The following is a 17,797-nucleotide window of genomic DNA, read 5'->3' on the forward strand; positions in this document are numbered from 1 at the left end:
AATTTACCTCTTAACCTTACTAAGAGCACTTTCAATACCTTTCACAATAGATTCTATCCAATTCATCTCCATTTCTTTATGCGCCTTATTGAGCCAGTACCAACTGTTATACATTAATTGAGATAAAATTATCCCACCAAGTAACCCCAAAATACCAAGATCGAAAAGTTCCATAAATACAAGAGATAGCACAAGACCCATTACAGAAGATAGAATGAAGCTTTTTACATAGATAATACGATTAGTACAAGAGAAATAAGATGTATAACAGTTCCGATAGTAAATAACAAATTGCATAATACTTGCACCCCAAAGAACTGTATCAGAAATAACATAATTAGGCTTAATCATATTTAACAATGGTAGCCCAACAAGCCATAAGCCAAATATACCAACCCAGTAAATCACAATAAATAACGTCACCGAAAAAGAAAATAATTCTCTTAAACGAGGCTGATCCTTAGTGATATATGCATTTTGAAAGGCCGGTTGGTATGTATTATATAGTGTACTAGCAACAACAGCTACTGCAGTAGTCAGTTGAATAGTAATGGAATACATACCAGTTTGTGCCAAACTTAAATAGAATGATGAAATAATAATAGTTGCTTGAGTTGATATATAATTAGATATAGATACAATCCCATCTCGCCACGCATTATACCAAATAGTTCGGAATATATCTGCTGTAGATGTAGTAACAAGATTTGTAGCAGATCTCAATTTCTCGCCAATATGCTCATATTTATAAAAGTAACTATGCCCAAAGAGTTTAAATCCAAGACCATATATAAGGTAACCTATACTCGCCCCAATAATACCAAAGCCCAATAAAAGTAAAATAATCGTAAATACCATTTGCAATAAACGAGCATAAACAATACTTTTATTAGCCAATGTAATAGCACCTACACCTCGAAGAAATGAGATATAGTAGCTGTAATAAAGGTTTAAAAAAATTCCAAACCCATATGCTGCCCATGCGATATAGCCTTCCCAGCGAGAACTCGGACTAACTAAGCTACCTATATAATACATTCCTAAAGTGTACATTAAGACTAAAGCACTACCACCTAAGATAGCATAAATCGATTGACAAGCTTTAAGGACAGCTTTTAATAATGAAAAGTTAACTTCTTTTGATTCAGAAAAAGCAACATGTTTTGCTTTAAGTTCTTGAGCACCACTCCAACAATACGTGATATTACGAGCAAAGGTAATGGAAAAACCAAAATCAAATAGTAAGGCAATAGATCCTATACTAATAAATACATACCATAGTCCCACCATATCAGGTGTAAAGAAATAGATATAAAGTGGCAATAATAAGAGATTTACTGCCATCGTGAGAGCCATACTTCCATAAGACCATAGAATATCTCTTTTTTTGATGGAAATATTCATAATCTACCTCTATCTCTCAAAAATATGTAATATAGAATCTAATACAGCCGCTACTGAGATTCCTTGCATACATTTATTATTAGTACATGTATAGGATTGATCATAGCCTAAACACGGTGAACATTCTACAGTATGATGAATAATCTCACTATACGGACCAAATGGCTTAACAATAATGGGATCTGTACATCCAAAAAGTGTTAACGTAGCGGTTCCTTGTATAGCGGCTGCATGAATAAGGCCTGTATCTACACCGACAACAAGATCTGCTTCTCGTACCACTTGAAAACTCTCTTTAATAGAATGTTTTCCTATAAAACTAACAATACGTGAATCTAATTCATCGTGATAAGGTTCAATCATACCTTGTTCCATTGAACCACCGATAAGGATAACCTCATAACCTCGTTGAACAAGTTTATTCCCAAGTTCAACCCAATTCTTAGTTGGCCATGACTTAAGACTTAATGCATAAGGATCATATAATTTTTCATTCGCTACATGACCAGATCCTATACAAAAAACGATAGACGGATGGTTGATTACGATTGGTTTTGATGCAGGATTCTTATCAAGAAAATAAGATTCACGCTGCATAGCTATTCGTTCAAAGCCTAATTGTTCAAGAATATCATTTTCCAAATTATATATATAGTAACTCTCAGGACGAATAATCTCTTTATCATAAGTAGCCCCATTATAGGGATTATGAGCACCTATCGTGGTTTTACAACAAAAATTAATAATTTTGCTTGGCCATGACGACATGTATTTAGAGTTCAAATGCTCGAGCACAACACCATAATCATAACTATGATAACCTGCTTTCAACAAAAACATTAAAGAATGAAATGGTTCATTCTTGGTATAGTAGTAACAATGACGAATATCCCCTTGTAATTCCACCATCGTTTTATTCAAATTAATGCGTCTCTTTTCGCTGCATGTGAATATATCAATAACAGCTGTTGGATCTTGCGATTTAATACTCTGAATGAGCGGCATGGCAATAACAAAATCACCGATGCCATGCGCAATATAAATAAGATATGTATTCATATGACTTCCTATGAGGTACATGGTTATGGTAAAAGCTTAATTAATAAGCACCTTTAGACTTCACCACAGCCAATACTGTTTTTAATAAGTACACTATATCAATCCATACAGACCAATTATGCACATACCAAGAATCCATGAGAACTCGTTCTTCATAGGTGGTATCACTACGACCACTTACCTGCCAAACACCAGTAATTCCTGGTGGTACAAGGTAAAAGTCATTAATATAATCGCCGTATTTTACAATTTCATCTCGAACAATAGGTCGTGGACCTACGAGGCTCATGTCCCCAACAAGAACATTCCACAACTGTGGCAATTCATCAAGACTTGTTTTTCGAAGGAATTTACCGATTCTTGTGACGCGAGGATCATCTTTCAATTTAAAATCTCGTTCCCATTCTTCACGAGCAACTGGATTATCTTTCAAATATTGCTCCAAAGCCTCTTGCGCATTTGGTACCATAGATCGGAATTTGTAACAAAGGAATAATTTTCCACCCTGTCCAACACGTTTATGGCCAAATACGATAGGTCCTGGAGAATCCAAGTAAATCAATATAGCAATGATACCGAGAATTGGTAAAATCAAAATACCACCACATACGGTAGCTACAATGTCAAAAATACGTTTGAAAACACGGTTAGACTTGCGTGCTAGATTATTTTGTACACGCAATATGACGGCTTGTTCTTCCATCATGCCACGAGCACTGATATTACTAGTAGGTAAACCAAATAATTCAGGTACAAATGCTACTCGTTTTACCAATAATTGTAATTGATTAATCAAGGATACTAATCTTTTAGACTCAAGTCCGGGCGCACAAATCAGTACTGTTTGAACTCCTGTATCTTTAATAACGCTTTCTACATCTTTAAAGGCGCCAAGGCATGGGTATTCTTTAGCGATGGATGATGATTTAGGATTATCATCTACATAACCAATAATCTTATAGGTAGTAATCGGCATGCGATCTAAAGACCTCTTTACAAGTTCTGCAGTCTTCCCCGCTCCAACAAGAAGGATTGGAATTGTTAGATATTCTGTTTTTGAAAGTATTTTTCCTACGATAAAACGCTCGCTAAAGATAAATACGAGCATACATATATAAGCAAAAGCAACAAATAAACGAGACACATCATTAATTACATGGCCCGTGTACATGAGAACAATCGATACGACAACCCCTATGGTAATGCTACGAAATAAATTTTTCATCGTATCCCAATAAGGTGTTACCACAGAATAGGCATTATTAAGCAGCAAGATAGTTAAAAATACGATAGGCACAACACCATATACGTAAATTTCTTCTACCTTAAAATTTGAACTTACCGGTAAAATTGATAAGTTTAAACGCAAATAATAGGCTGCTAATGTCCCCAAAACAATAGCAATATAATCTGCTATAAGCACTATAAGCTTACTAATAAATAACTTTTTATTATTGTTATTACAGATAGAACTATTCATACTAATACCCCAAATTATAAAAAAAGATTGTTTTCTCAATATATTTTCAAGAAAACAACCTCTCTATCATACGAATACAATGTACCAATATTTACATATATTGTATCATATTTAAATATGTAAAACTATAAAAAAACATAGACTTCACCTATCTTTTATATAGTTCTTTGTTTTTTATGCCTATTTAAATTATACTCTATTGTCTATTAAATAGTAATTAATTACTTTCTAAAAAACTATATCATTCTCAATTATCTCGCAATTGAAGCATTATCCCCATAACAATCCAAAACATTCGAATACCAGATGAGTTACCCCAAGTATAATCAACAGATCCAAATAAAAATAAATAACTAATAAAACCAACAATGATTGATAAATCATAAGGATTTGCAGACATAATATAATTTTTTACTGATTTATAGATTGTAAAAATTGAGAATCCTAAGAAACCAATAAGCCCTAATATGCCAGATTCAGAAGCAATTTGTAGAATATTATTATGGGAATGACCTAAATTTTGAGTTTCTTTTTCCAATTTGTATTCTTCTTTATATTTCTTTCCCCACAAGCCAGGGCCCACCCCTATCACAGGATGATCCATAATCATTTGCTTATCTGCTTCCCATACATAGATACGGCCTAAATTTGAACCATCAGTAGTTATATTAAAAGTACTTTCTAAACGCTCCATATAAGATTGATTACTAGTAAATGCATATCCTATGCCTACAACAGTCACAAATAATACTAATATATAGCGAATATTAACAAAGCAATAGCGCAATGTAATCAGTACGCCGTTAATTCCATTAAATAACCAGGAACCTCGGCTTTGGTTTCCCCACATTCCCAATAACATACCAAACAAAGAAAATACAGCTGATATTCTTACATACGAAGGAAATCTTTTATCATAGGCAACAATTAAAGCTAATGGAAAAGCTAATGTTAACAACATAGCTAGTCCCATCATAGAGCCATGAATAACGCCACCTGCGCGACCTCCTGGACCTACATTATATCCTAGTAAATATTGTACAAAGGCAGATAAAGCATCAATGCCCATATATACAAAAAATACTGATAATATGGTGTATAATTTGCGAGAACTTTTAATACATAACAGGATTGGTACGATGATTAATACCTTCCAAACCCAAATATTAAAGAAATATTTGGTCGTCACTAGTATATCATCGCTTATAAATGCTGATGGCAATACACACAGCAACATCACTAAATAAGCCCATCCATATTGGCGTATCGATTGTGGTACAGAGATTTCATGTCGTCTATACCAACAAGTTATTAAGGTCATCAAAATAATGAGACCATACATCAAATTCCCAAAAGCCATAGATGACCGTGTCATACATATCATAATCGAAATGAGTATCGTTAGTACCATTTCCGCATTGTTAAGTATCCAAGATTTCATACTAACTCCCTTATCCCTTATTCATATTATTTAATAATCAAGCATTGTTACTGTTTACATATACTTATTTTATTAAATGTTTCATATGGTCTTGAATTTCTTGCTCATATTGATCGAGTAAATCATAGCGTTTACGATATTGACTACGTTTTTGTGACTTAATTTCCTCGATTGGTTTTCGGTATTCCTCCAATGGAATTTTGAAAAACCGTTCATCGCTGCATACTACACCACCAGATTCCTCCCATAATCGATCTAGCTCTGCAACTTTAGCACGATGACCGCGAACTAAGTGTGTATTAGCATAGAAACCTTCATCAGATACAGCATAGATAGATTCTACCTTACAAATGGCTGCTATATGACGCAATAGGAACATAATAAAGTTTTTTGGTCGATAACCAAACATATTCTTAGTAACTGTTTTAGCATTATCAAGACCATCTTTATAGCCTTGAACAGTGCCTATCCACATGGCAGGCTCCCCATTAAAGCCTTTCCCAAAACGGAAGTTAGCATGGTATACACCTTGTTTGCCCAATGTTAGTAACAATGTCAAAAAACCTTCTTTTCGTTGACCTGGTCCATAGTATAAGCGAGCTACCATATCAAGGTCTTCCGATTCCCATACTATGTAGCCACGATTCATACGGCTTACGTCATCATAAAAATTATCTGGATCTACAGAGTACATTTCACGAATAGCATCATCGGTAAATACAGCTTTTAAATAATCAAAATGATTAATAATAGCCTCTAATCGTTCCTGTGGTGTCGAATTTTTAAACAAAAAATATCTTGTCATTAACTCATATAAACCAACTTGACGGTCTAATAGTACTGAATCAGGTGTGTAGCTTGCAAAATAATTCTCTAAGTCCTCTATTTCTCGTTTATTGCGGATAGAGCGCATTGTATGAAGGAAAGTACGTCGTGTCTCCCTCCAACTACGTTTGCCATATATTTTTCGGCCTTTCCTCCATTGATTTTGTATATACTGTAACACCTTATCACCTCAAATTACAAACTATCTTATCTATGGAATCCACCATCTTGTCGATGGTAAAAGTAGACTTCACACGTGTATATCCATGTTCAATTATAGATTTTCGAACTCCATCATTCTCCATTAAGCCTTGAATAGCCTCTATAATAGATTCACTATTAACCGTATCTATGAGAATACCAGATTTTCCATTCTCAATAATCTCTGCTTGCGCCCCTGATGTACTTGTTATAACGGGCACCTTGCAATACATAGCTTCACATAATACGAGACCAAAAGCTTCCTGCACCTTAGAGGGTGCTACTAAACAATGAATAGATCGATACCATCGATTCATATCCTTTTGAAAGCCCATGTACTGCACATATTCTTCCATCTGATGCTGCTTGATATACTGATTCATTTGTTCGATATCAGCAGACTTACCGTCTCCACATATAACTAAACGAACCTCATCAATTTTATTATGAATCACTCTAACCGCATCTAAAAGATCAAAGATTCCTTTATTTTCAATGATTCGACCTGCATAACCAACGATAAATGGCTTATTTGGAATATTATCATCAGAAACATCAGAAAAACGACGTGTATTAACGCCATTGTAAACAAGATGGTATTTATCAATTATGTTTGGAATGACTTGTGCATCGTAAACCTTTTTAGACACACATATAAAAGCATCTACCTGTGATTGAATCCACTGATGGTACATATCTGTTTTAGCTTTTATTACATTATGCTTATAAAAAATGAGTTTAGCACCCGTTAAACGCTTTAAAGCCAAGCATAATAAAATATATTTTCCTGAGTGACATTGAATAACTGTGATTCCCTTCTCTTTTATATGTTTTACAATAGATAAAAGAGAAGTAAATCCTTTATAGGAATAAAGATTAGCTGTTAAAACCTCTGCTACTTGCTCAAATCTTTCTTGCAATTCATGATTTGAAACATCAATCAAAACAAAAGAAGGTATCTGCCGTCTATGTAGTTCATCGCACATATCATATACGTATTGCTCTCCGCCGCCCCAAACTTTGGCGCCTACTACGTTCAGTATCGACATAGATACCCTCCTTCAAATATATACTGTAGTTAACTATATATAGTTAATCATATATGAAATTATTTTTCATCTATTTTTTAGAAAACAATATCTTTTCATGATTAATGAACCACATAGTCAATAATGTCCAATCACGAGCATCATTCCCATGATTATTAATAGGACGAATTGGCTCAACCGGTTTATAGGATGGTATATTGCTTTCACCATAATCCATACGAACATCGCCCATCATATGAGGCGTAATCCATTGATACGGTGTAACTAATGTATCTGGCTGTTCATCAAACAAAGACGGTACGATGGAGTAATATTCAAAACCCTTTGGTGCAATAGCTTCAATAATGGTAGGCATGAGACTCATATGCGTGCCAATTGGCGCTGTAATCGTGTCTTTAGTGAAAGCAGGATGTTGCAACAATCCTACGGTACAGAATGTGTCGCGCAAGGTATAGTCTCGTTGAATTAAGGATGTATTATTCAAAAAGCCAAATAGATTAGAGTGGTCACCAGTGACAACGAATAAACTATCTGGAAAGGCCTTTTTCATAGCATTAATAAAGTTAAAAATAGCCTTATCACTATAGCGATAAGTAGCCAATTCCTTATTGCGTTTCTTATTGGATTTTAAATCATCTCCAAGGTTTGGCATGACCTGTTTAGGATCATAATCTAATAAGGAATCCTCCATTTTATAAGGACCATGATTGGATGTAGTATAAATAAAATGGAATGTAGGATGTTCTAAGGATTTGATTTCCTCTTCGATATGTTCTAAAAATACATGGTCATAAACGCCTACCCAAGTCTTAGGTGCATCGGGGCCGCAAAAAACAGAAGCGCTTTCCACTTGATCAAAGCCTTGCGCCTTACCAAAGTGATTAAAGTTGCCGTACGATGCATTGCCACCATACCAGTAAATCGTATCATAGCCTAAATTCTTCATTTGAGATGCCAAAGAAGTCGGCAATGGTTCATGCCAGAAGGCTTCCCGTTCATTGATTTCCATACCCGCATCATAAACACCGGATAACAGACTCACAATGGATGGGCGAGACACATTACCAGCAGGCAAGAAATTAGGTACTTGCGCCGTATGAGGATTATCTTTAAAATCCCATAAGCCAGGGCATATATTGAGATCCTTGTAAGGTTCATCAAGAGACCACTGAGGGATACTTTCACCAACAATAAAGAAAATATGCTGTGGTTTATCAATACGAGGACCTGATGCAACGCGCTTGAATGCATGAAGTGGTGTATTCAAATCCTGCCAAGAATCTTTATATTCCTTAGGAACAATACGGTGAATCGCGTCATCAATGTCCTCAGCAGATGCCGTATATTCATCACGAAGTGGATGTTTTAGCACTGTTTCTATGGCACATAGATCTGGCACCGTTGCACGAGCAAAGAATATATCCTCTTTTATCACTGTAGGAATCGTATCCCACTCAGGTTTATCATCATGAGATAATGTTCCACCATAGCGGAACCAATAAAATCCCAAAACAGAGATAGCCACAAGCCCTATATTCCAAACTATAGTAGGCCAAGTTCCTTCAATAGTTGGATATGGTATAGATGGCAATGATAAAAAGAAATTTCCTATGTACCAGGATATAAATGTAATAGGAATTAATCCTAAGATGACAAGCATTCCTCGATCTTGATTAAAGAATACATCAATTAAATTATGTTTTTCTGCATGATTTCCATAATGAACCATATAGTTGTACGTATCATGGAAATGCTTGTAGAAAATCATTTTTCCTGCAAAGGCTGCATATAATACGCAGGAATAAATGGTTAATCCTACCAATCGTACAGCATCTTCTATTTGATGATACCTATCAAATAATAATGCAGGGAGCGTCACCAATACTAAGGGTAGTAAGAATACATAAGCATCAAAATCCATGCCCCACCAGAAGCCGTAACGCAATGAACCCAATACAGATTTCCAGCGTCCCTTCCATGTGGGGTAAGGATTATACACAATCATGAATATGATTCGAAAGATGGTACTCAATATAGGGGCCCAAAGCATTAGTTTTATATTTTGTTGTAGGGATAGAAAAAATTGTTCACTCATTTATGCTTCCATATCTACATCAAGAACAATACTTCCCCATAGCAATTTACTATACTAAATCACTTATTATAATTGCCCATTAGATTTATTTAAATAATATAATTTCACATATTTCGTCATGGTGTACATCATATGGTAAATAGATAATAGAAAGCCTATTTTTCCATCTAATATGCCACCTTGCAAAATATATATCTTAAAAAATGCCCATGTTGGACGCAATAAAATATCCCCTAAAAAACTACAAGACTTCCCTTGTGCCTTGTATTTGTTAGCTGCTGCTGTCGTATACTTATTAAACTTCTCAAAGAATTGATGCCAGTTATCATACGTATAGTGATATAATTTTCCCTCTAATGTAGCTTGTGGATAGGGACTGATAAAAGCTTCATGAACAGCACCTTCTACAGTTGCTCCCTCTCGAGGCATCAATCGTAACACCTTATCAGGTCTTACCACACCATGAGTTGCCTGATTATGATGGAATAGATTATATCTATGTAACCAATAAGCCTTCGGTTCACCTTGGATAGCTCGTTGAATAGACTTTGCTAACTCTTGTGATACGCGCTCATCAGAGTCGACAAATAGAATCCATTCACTCTGGGCTTGTGAAATACCAAAGCGTCGTTGTTGTGACCAATCTCCATTTAAAGGATGCGGTATAACCTTTGCACCCAGTTCAGTAGCAAGTAATACGGTTTGATCTGTACTACCATCATCGATAACTAAAATTTCATCAGCAAATTGAATACTCTTAATACAATCTACAATATGTTGTTCTTCATTGCGGGCTAAGATAATAGCCGTAATTGTTGACATAAGTTGCCTCAATATTCATATAATTTCAATCCGGATATAAAATTAATTACTTATTCAATTATAAAGATTTCTTGATTCGTTCTAATCCAAACATCATATGACCATACAGTTTTGAGATAAATGGAGCATGGAGTGCACCGTATAATAACACTTGATATTTGGCACCAATGGAAGGTATATCAGAAGACCGTTCCTCTTGTTTTAAATACTCTAGCATATGCTCTATCTGTTTTTCTTGTAATTCTGGTTTTGCTAAGTTAAAACCAATTCCCCCAACAGCACTGCGAATGGCTCTATGACGACAGTATCGCACAAAGTCTGTCATACCTAGTTCCTCAGCTAATGGTTGACGATATAAATATGAACAAAATAACCCATATTTGCTCTTTGCACTCCAATTACTTGTAATCGAATTTTCATTATCACAATTATAAAAGTAAAGGGATTTTTGTAAATAGTATACAGATGAAAGATTTTTAAAGACCAACGGCATAATCATAAGGTCCTCAAAATCTGTATTTTCTTTTAATCGAATTTCTTTCCACGCATTTGCTTTAAAAAATTTATTACATAAATAATTTGGAATTTTATCCTCAATCAATGCTGTGTATGCACTTTTAATATCTATGAAATAACGTTCATCCATATGTCGTGGACTTATCTTGCCATTTTCTACAACAGCGATATCAAAAACAACTACATCTACTTGTTTCTCATTAATTGTTGATAAGCAATCTTCTATCATAGTCGGTGCTACGTAATCATCACCATCTACAAAGGCAATGTATTCCCCTTTTACGATAGCAAGTCCATCATTTCGCGTCTTACTAACACCCATATTACGCTCATGATGAATAACAGTAATTCTATCATCTTTTGCTGCATAGTCATCACAAATTTGTCCACTATTATCTGGTGAACTATCTTCAATCAATATGATTTGTAAATTACTATATGTTTGATTTTGTAAACTTTCGATACACTTACCAATATATTCTTCTGCTTTGTACACAGGAATAACTATAGATACTAAAGGTCTATATTGATTTTCCATAATTAACTCCCTCTTATTTATAAGCTTTTCCCGCTTTATATCCCTTTTTATATTTTGATTTTACTTGTAAATAATCTAATTTATCTTGTAATTGATTACACTTCAAAGCAAACCAATCTTTAAAGGTACCTTTACGAATAGTGCCTTCACAAAATACAGAACCATCAATAGACTCTAGCCGCAATTGTAATGGCTTAGTTGTTAACTCCCGTTCAATCAAAATCTGTAATACAGATTCATCGATATATTTATCATTGATAAGCCATCTATATGTATTTTTTTGTTCTGATTCTCTATATGTAAGCATATCTTTTCTAATGCCTTCAATATAAGACGTAATCATAGGGATTTTTTCGCCTGGATACACCACCCAATTATACATAAAATGATTATCTGCTAATATATGACAATAATCATACTTATCATTAGTAGCACTATACAATTCTATTTCAGATAACCCCAAACATTGTTTATCAATATATATATCAATCCACTCTAAGAATAATGGTTTATCAAAAATATAAGATATACCCTGCCCTATATGAATAATTTCATCTAGTTGCACATGTTTACCAGCACTAGTTTCAATACGAATAGAGCATAATTCATGAGACTTATGTACACTACCAAATAACTGAATTACCTGTATCTGAGTAATTTTTGTAAAAGAAATATGAACCTTACGTTCTGTATCATCTACTGATGGCATCCACATATAGTTATTTGCATCATATACATTAGATTTGACATCTACAGTGTTAAAACGTAAAAAGTCATTGAGATAGTTAGCATTCCCAGATGAAACTGTTATATCTGCATGTAAAGCTATATTATCGGTTCTTCTTTTCCAAAATACTTGATCACCATTAATAAGTCGAGAACCACGTTTATACCCTTCTTGACTCACATGAGACGCCATAGCCTTAAAAATAGGATTTTGTATTAATTTCTTTTCTCGACATGCTTGAGGAACCGAAATTCTTAGACGATGTATCCAAGATAAAGTTGGATTCCCTGTACTAAATTCATCAGTTGGTAATGCTTTTTTATTTATTACAGTAGATAATAGGTGATTATTATAGTAATCATCTATCGTTTCATAGCCTGTAGCATAAGCAAAGCCTTTTAAAAGTTGAGGTCTAAACTCAGTATATTTTATAATCCATTCCATTGCACTTTCAACTGTAAATGTACATAATCTATGGTCTACATGAGTATCATAATCCGTTGCTATAATTGTATCTGGTTTAAAATGTAAAATTGCATCAATCACAGATTCTACAATACCATTCCAAGAATATGGTTTGGGCTTAGACATTACTAAACTAGCAAAATCAGCTCCATATGTTTGATTATGATTAGCATGACTCGTAATAATTGCCGATTTATTATAAATGATTTCATGACCAATAAAATCGCCAAATCCTAAGAAAATAATATTCTCTTGAGGTAATCCAATTTCTTTAGCCATTTGATATGTCTCATTACATCGCACATCAAAAGTATATTCATAATCACCATTTGTAAGAAAAACTACATATACCTCTAGCCCTTCTTGTATCGCCCCATATATAGTGGCACCAGCCATATTAATCTCATCATCTTCGTGAGGAACAATAAACATAACTGAATGACCATGAAAGAATTTTTCATAAGAAAAACTAGATGTATTCATAAATAGAAAAACTCCCAATTACTAATTCTATATATTATTTACAATTACTGTATAACATCCCCATGTTTAATACGCCATGCCGCTAATTCTCGCATGTTTTTAATCATATCCCCATAGGATTGAGGCATGCTCGCACTTTGTTCTAGGACTTTTCCGTTTTTATCTAGGTATAATCTATGGTTAAAGACAAATTCCTCTTGTGTAAACAAACTAGGCACCATGGCTTCATAGGTTTGACCTGGACGGCCTACCAATTCCGCCAAGGTTGGAATGATTTGAATACTCATGCCGAACGCATTAGGAGCAAGCCAATCTTTATGAATACCTCGACCATAGAAGATAATCGGAATCGTAGATGCCACATTAGGCCCTACTTCACGAGCAAAGTTAAAGCGTTCACTATGATCACCAGTGATGACGAAGAGCGCAGACGGATCTGCTTTTTCTTCATTAGCAATAAAGTTCCCCATCACGTGGTCTGCGTACCAAATATGACCCATTTCATTCAATTGCTTTTCATCATCGGAAATAGAATCAGGTACATGACCTTTCACCTTGCTCGCATCAAAGCCTTCCTTGGCCACATTGATGCTATACGGCGGATGATTAGAGGTTGTCATAATCACATTGAGGATTTTTTCCCCTCTATGCTGATCCATGTAGGCAGAAATAGCTTTAAACAAGTCTTTATCGCCTACGCCCCAAGCATTGCCGTCTTCGCTTGGCATTTCAGAGGCATCGTGGAATTCATCGAAACCTTGAGATAAAACAAAGTTTTTAACATTTTGCCATGTGCTAAAGCCACCATACCAAAATACAGTCTTGTAGCCTAGCTTTTTCATAACAGGACCAATGCCTAAACCGTAAGGTTCTTTGAAACTTTCACCTTCATAGTTAGGATATAGCCCTGTATCAGGCATCCCTGTCAACAAACCATTGATGGCTGGCATCGTGCCTGTGCCTTGGGCAAGAGCTAGTTGCGTGCTCATCGCTTGAGGGCTGGCAGCGTATTTACGACCTTGCTCAACGAGGTACGCACCAGGCTCGTTATATTCAGCAAGGAACGGCCACAAGCCATAGGATTCTCCAAGAACGAGGTTTATAGACTGCGGTTGATCCGCTAATCGTTGTGTCGTAATGGTTCTCGTGAAAGAACCGTCAAAATTTGTACCGTTAAACTTACCACCAACGGAAGTGATTTTTTCGTTTAACTCTTGAGGTGTTAAGTTGATAACCTCCAGCTCAGCCGTCCGTTTCGCAATGCTTTTAACACGATAGAGCGCTTGTACATCATCGAGGATATTTTCGTTTAACAGATTTGAACTAAGACGGGCTGCACTTTCCCAGTTGATGGAATTTGTATAGCTGAAAGCGCCGCCGAATCTAAAGAATAGGCCGAGTACACCGATAGCGACAGTTAATCCAATGCCCGTCATCCATTGCGTTTTCTTCGTTTTAGGATACCAAGTAGTACAAAGTCGTTGATGATCTGCAGAATCACTATTTCTTAGATTATCCGCATCATCACCATTCCTTAGGTCAACAGCGTAGTCACTATATTTCTTCGTGTTCCACGCTAAAAAACGAACTAGGAACCAGCAAAGAGCTGCACTCAATACAACGGCCCCAATGATGTACATGAGGGCATTATATTCATTGATAGCGGTATTTACAATGGCACCGATATCATCGTTTTTACCATTGATAAGCATTGCGTTGTAGGAAGAGTTGAAAATTTTATAGAATGGAATGCGTCCCAAAAATAGGAAAGTCAACAATATAGTCGCAATGGAGTAGATAACCTGTTTAATGCGCAAGGACGGCCATTTTGGCACAAAGGTATGTACCAACGTCCCCCCTAAAAATCCCAATAAACACAAAGAACCGACGGTCTTGAGACTCAATCTAAAGCCTAGCCACAAGGATGTAAGAATATTCTCCATCGTCACGGAAGCCAGTTGTGATTGAAATACTGCAAGAAACACGATTCTAAATGCAGTCAACAAAACAGAGAAAAAAATAAATACCTTAATCTCTGTTCGTATGCCTTCAAATAATCGCTGCCATCGGTTCATCATTAACCCCTAACTGTTGAATCTTATAACCTAATTGGTATATCACATAATCCAACTATATTGTTACAAATGTAACAAAACTACATTACTATACTGCCTAAATGAGTAATAAAACATCATAAACTAGATATACTACATATATATTCTACGTAATATGTTATGTAATATTCTAGTAATTACATAACTATCAATTATTTCGGATATTTCTTACATTTAGGACCTTTACATCGTTTGCATTTACCGCATCCACGGTCGATAGTCTCAGCACCTGCTGATTTCTTTGCACTAGCACTCTCCATGACCATCTTTTCAGAGGCCTTACTATTCCATACGGAAACTATCGATTCTGCTTTTTTGCGGATTCATCCTTTTTGGATTTTTTATCCGTTTTCTTGTCTTTCTTCTTATCTTTTTTCTTGAAAGTATCAGCTAAGAAGACTGTTTTTAACTTATCGTTTAAGACTTTAAGCTTCTTTTCAGCCTTGTCTTTCTTTTTCTTTAACTTTTCTTCGTCTTTAGAACGTTTTTCTTCCTTAGACTTCTTGTGTTTTTTCTCTTTTTTATCTTCTTTAGACTTTTTATCTTTCTTAGATTTTTTATCGTCCTTAGATTTCTTATCTTCAGAACCGTTGATACGCGCCCATTCATCGTCAACGCATTTCAATTTCTTTTTAAGAAGCTTCTCCATCTTCTTATTTGTTTTATCGGACTCTAAACCGGCTTTACCAAATAATAAAGCATTCACCGCCGTGTATGGATCGATAGACGACATATCCTCATCATCCACGTTAGCTGCCTCTGATTTCTTATCTTTTGAAAGTTCATCAAGACCATCTACATCTAACGCTTCATCCTCATCTAAATGATGAATTGCTAAGCTTTCAACGCCTTCTAATGGTTTTACATCAAGGTGCTCAATCGCAGTATCTTCAAAATCCGCCATTTCCTTACCAGAGCTTTCACCAAAACCAGTAAAGAGACCGCCTATAGATTTTAATTCATTCAATTTAATATGATTCATGCCCACCGTAGAATCATGATGCACAGGAACATCAGATAATTGTACCTGTTCCATAGCATATGCATCATCATTATAACTAGCGCCCTTGCCAAGTTCAGATGTATTAGAAATGACGATATCTTCCTTATCGTCGCCTAACACATCACCAAATAGATCTTCTTCTAAAGATTCGTAAGAATGCAATAAGGCCATACGTTTTTGAACATCTTCAATTTGATTCCACAAATCAACGAGAGAAGATGTATAGTACACCCGTTCTTTTACCTCTAAATACGCTTGGTAAACGATAGATAATTCGGTCTCATTAAGGCCTTCCTCTGCACCAATTTCTTCAATCATTTGTTGAATCTGTTGATCTCGGTCATATCGTTTAATTAACGCTTTACGAATGCGTTCAATCAACATTGTATCGATGAGTTCCATATGCACCTCCTATATTCAATACACTCAGTCCTACCCGCTACATTAGCGTATACGAATCAATGTATAGAATCATAAAAATAAATTGATTTTATAATCTCTAATATATTATTATAGCAGAATTTATCTGCTTTTTCCTTAATAATATGTGTAAAAGTTCCTTAAAAATAGAATAAAACCTTAATTTAAATACGTTCCTAATAGTATGCATTTCATACTACTAAAACACTATTCAAACCGAGGTTATTTAATCAAATTTATATACATCATATTCATATATAAACTTACTATATTAAAATCTTATATTTATTTGTTACATCAATCTAATATGTATTGCATCCATCGGATTTTTAACTATTACATCAAAATATATCTAATTGTTACATAAATGTCTTTAAAGGTCTTAAATTATTTTATTATAAAAGTCTTAAATTACTGCACTAAAACAAGTTAACTGAATAGACGAGAATTCGTTCCTTTGTATCGCTTCCTTCAAAGAGGTCACTACAATCAATAGGTTCCTCTTGTTCCAAGCGCACATGGTTATTTAAAAAGTTCTCCACCTCTTCATTAACATAGTAGAAAAATAACTTAATCTCCCGAGGATTATGATATAGCGAATCAAAAATATTTCCTAATACCCGCTTAATCGTATGGAGTGCAAAGGGATTAAAGAAAAAGCATCGATCAGCCTGATCTGGCAATTCATACAGCGCTGCATCACCTAGTACAAAGCTTACACGATTACGAGTTGCCGGGCTTTCACCATTAATTAAAGCCTTTTCATAGAGCCGTTCATCGTATTCGATGCCTATAGAATGGCAGCCCGTTTGGTAAGCCATGAAAATACTCACTCGGCCCTTGCCACTACCATAATCGATGAGCGTATTTTTCTTGCGAATATGACCACTATTTGCTAAACGCTCCAACACGCAATAATCCGTCGGCTCGTACGGATGATGCTCCGTATCGGAACGACTATCATCGCGACCAGAGGTTTTAATTTGTAATACACTTTCCCACTCTTGCTCTGTTGCCATCTATATAATCCTATTATGAAGCCTAAATTATATGACCTAATACTGATATTAATCTTAATTTCTATACATACTATACCCTTATTAGGGTACTATTTACTAGTCCAGTAACACCTATAGTATATAACAAAAGCATCCA

Annotated in this window: 13 protein-coding genes; all 13 read right to left on the reverse strand. The window is 35.2% G+C overall.

The features are described from left to right. Positions 1–3: 3 nt before the first annotated feature. The 13 genes from wzx to KHY58_RS08685 all read right to left on the reverse strand — a co-directional run bounded on the left by wzx (position 4) and on the right by KHY58_RS08685 (position 17,661). Entirely contained in the window at positions 4–1,404 is a 1,401-nt protein-coding gene (gene wzx / locus KHY58_RS08625) for an O-unit flippase-like protein (protein ID WP_278473062.1), read from the reverse strand. Positions 1,405–1,413: 9 nt separating this feature from the next. After that, positions 1,414–2,463 (reverse strand): glycosyltransferase family 9 protein, encoded by a 1,050-nt coding sequence (locus KHY58_RS08630; protein WP_278473064.1) that lies wholly within the window; start codon positions 2,461–2,463, stop codon positions 1,414–1,416. Positions 2,464–2,503: 40 nt separating this feature from the next. Next, entirely contained in the window at positions 2,504–3,943 is a 1,440-nt protein-coding gene (gene wbaP / locus KHY58_RS08635) for an undecaprenyl-phosphate galactose phosphotransferase WbaP (protein WP_278473066.1), read from the reverse strand. A gap of 247 nt (positions 3,944–4,190) precedes the next feature. Next, positions 4,191–5,384: an O-antigen ligase family protein gene (locus tag KHY58_RS08640; protein WP_278473069.1), complete on the reverse strand. Its 1,194-nt coding sequence runs from the start codon at positions 5,382–5,384 to the stop codon at positions 4,191–4,193. A 64-nt stretch (positions 5,385–5,448) separates the two neighbouring features. Beyond that, a complete protein-coding gene (locus KHY58_RS08645; RefSeq protein WP_038149562.1) occupies positions 5,449–6,390 on the reverse strand; it encodes a VirK/YbjX family protein in 942 nt (313 codons plus the stop codon). Positions 6,391–6,394: 4 nt separating this feature from the next. Next, a complete protein-coding gene (locus KHY58_RS08650) occupies positions 6,395–7,459 on the reverse strand; it encodes a glycosyltransferase family 4 protein (RefSeq protein ID WP_004692926.1) in 1,065 nt (354 codons plus the stop codon). A 70-nt stretch (positions 7,460–7,529) separates the two neighbouring features. Further along, positions 7,530–9,554: an LTA synthase family protein gene (locus tag KHY58_RS08655; RefSeq protein WP_058948358.1), complete on the reverse strand. Its 2,025-nt coding sequence runs from the start codon at positions 9,552–9,554 to the stop codon at positions 7,530–7,532. Positions 9,555–9,620: 66 nt separating this feature from the next. Then, the gene (locus KHY58_RS08660; RefSeq protein WP_004692928.1) at positions 9,621–10,376 is read right to left on the reverse strand and encodes a glycosyltransferase family 2 protein; all 756 of its coding nucleotides are present in this window, start codon (positions 10,374–10,376) and stop codon (positions 9,621–9,623) included. A 58-nt stretch (positions 10,377–10,434) separates the two neighbouring features. After that, the gene (locus tag KHY58_RS08665) at positions 10,435–11,430 is read right to left on the reverse strand and encodes a glycosyltransferase family 2 protein (protein ID WP_004692929.1); all 996 of its coding nucleotides are present in this window, start codon (positions 11,428–11,430) and stop codon (positions 10,435–10,437) included. A gap of 13 nt (positions 11,431–11,443) precedes the next feature. Next, positions 11,444–13,105 (reverse strand): PIG-L family deacetylase, encoded by a 1,662-nt coding sequence (locus KHY58_RS08670; protein ID WP_278473073.1) that lies wholly within the window; start codon positions 13,103–13,105, stop codon positions 11,444–11,446. Positions 13,106–13,149: 44 nt separating this feature from the next. Continuing rightward, positions 13,150–15,183, reverse strand: coding sequence for an LTA synthase family protein (locus tag KHY58_RS08675; RefSeq protein ID WP_278473075.1), 2,034 nt, complete (start codon positions 15,181–15,183; stop codon positions 13,150–13,152). Positions 15,184–15,517: 334 nt separating this feature from the next. Beyond that, on the reverse strand, positions 15,518–16,624 hold the full coding sequence (locus tag KHY58_RS08680; protein WP_278473077.1) for a transcriptional regulator: 1,107 nt from the start codon (positions 16,622–16,624) through the stop codon (positions 15,518–15,520). Between the two features lie 437 nt (positions 16,625–17,061). Next, positions 17,062–17,661, reverse strand: a complete 600-nt coding sequence (locus tag KHY58_RS08685) for a class I SAM-dependent methyltransferase (protein ID WP_118091643.1) — start codon at positions 17,659–17,661, stop codon at positions 17,062–17,064. Positions 17,662–17,797: the final 136 nt, after the last annotated feature.

Origin of the sequence: Veillonella parvula (assembly GCF_018366295.1) — a bacterium.
In the GTDB taxonomy this organism is placed as follows: Bacteria; Bacillota; Negativicutes; order Veillonellales; family Veillonellaceae; genus Veillonella; species Veillonella parvula_P.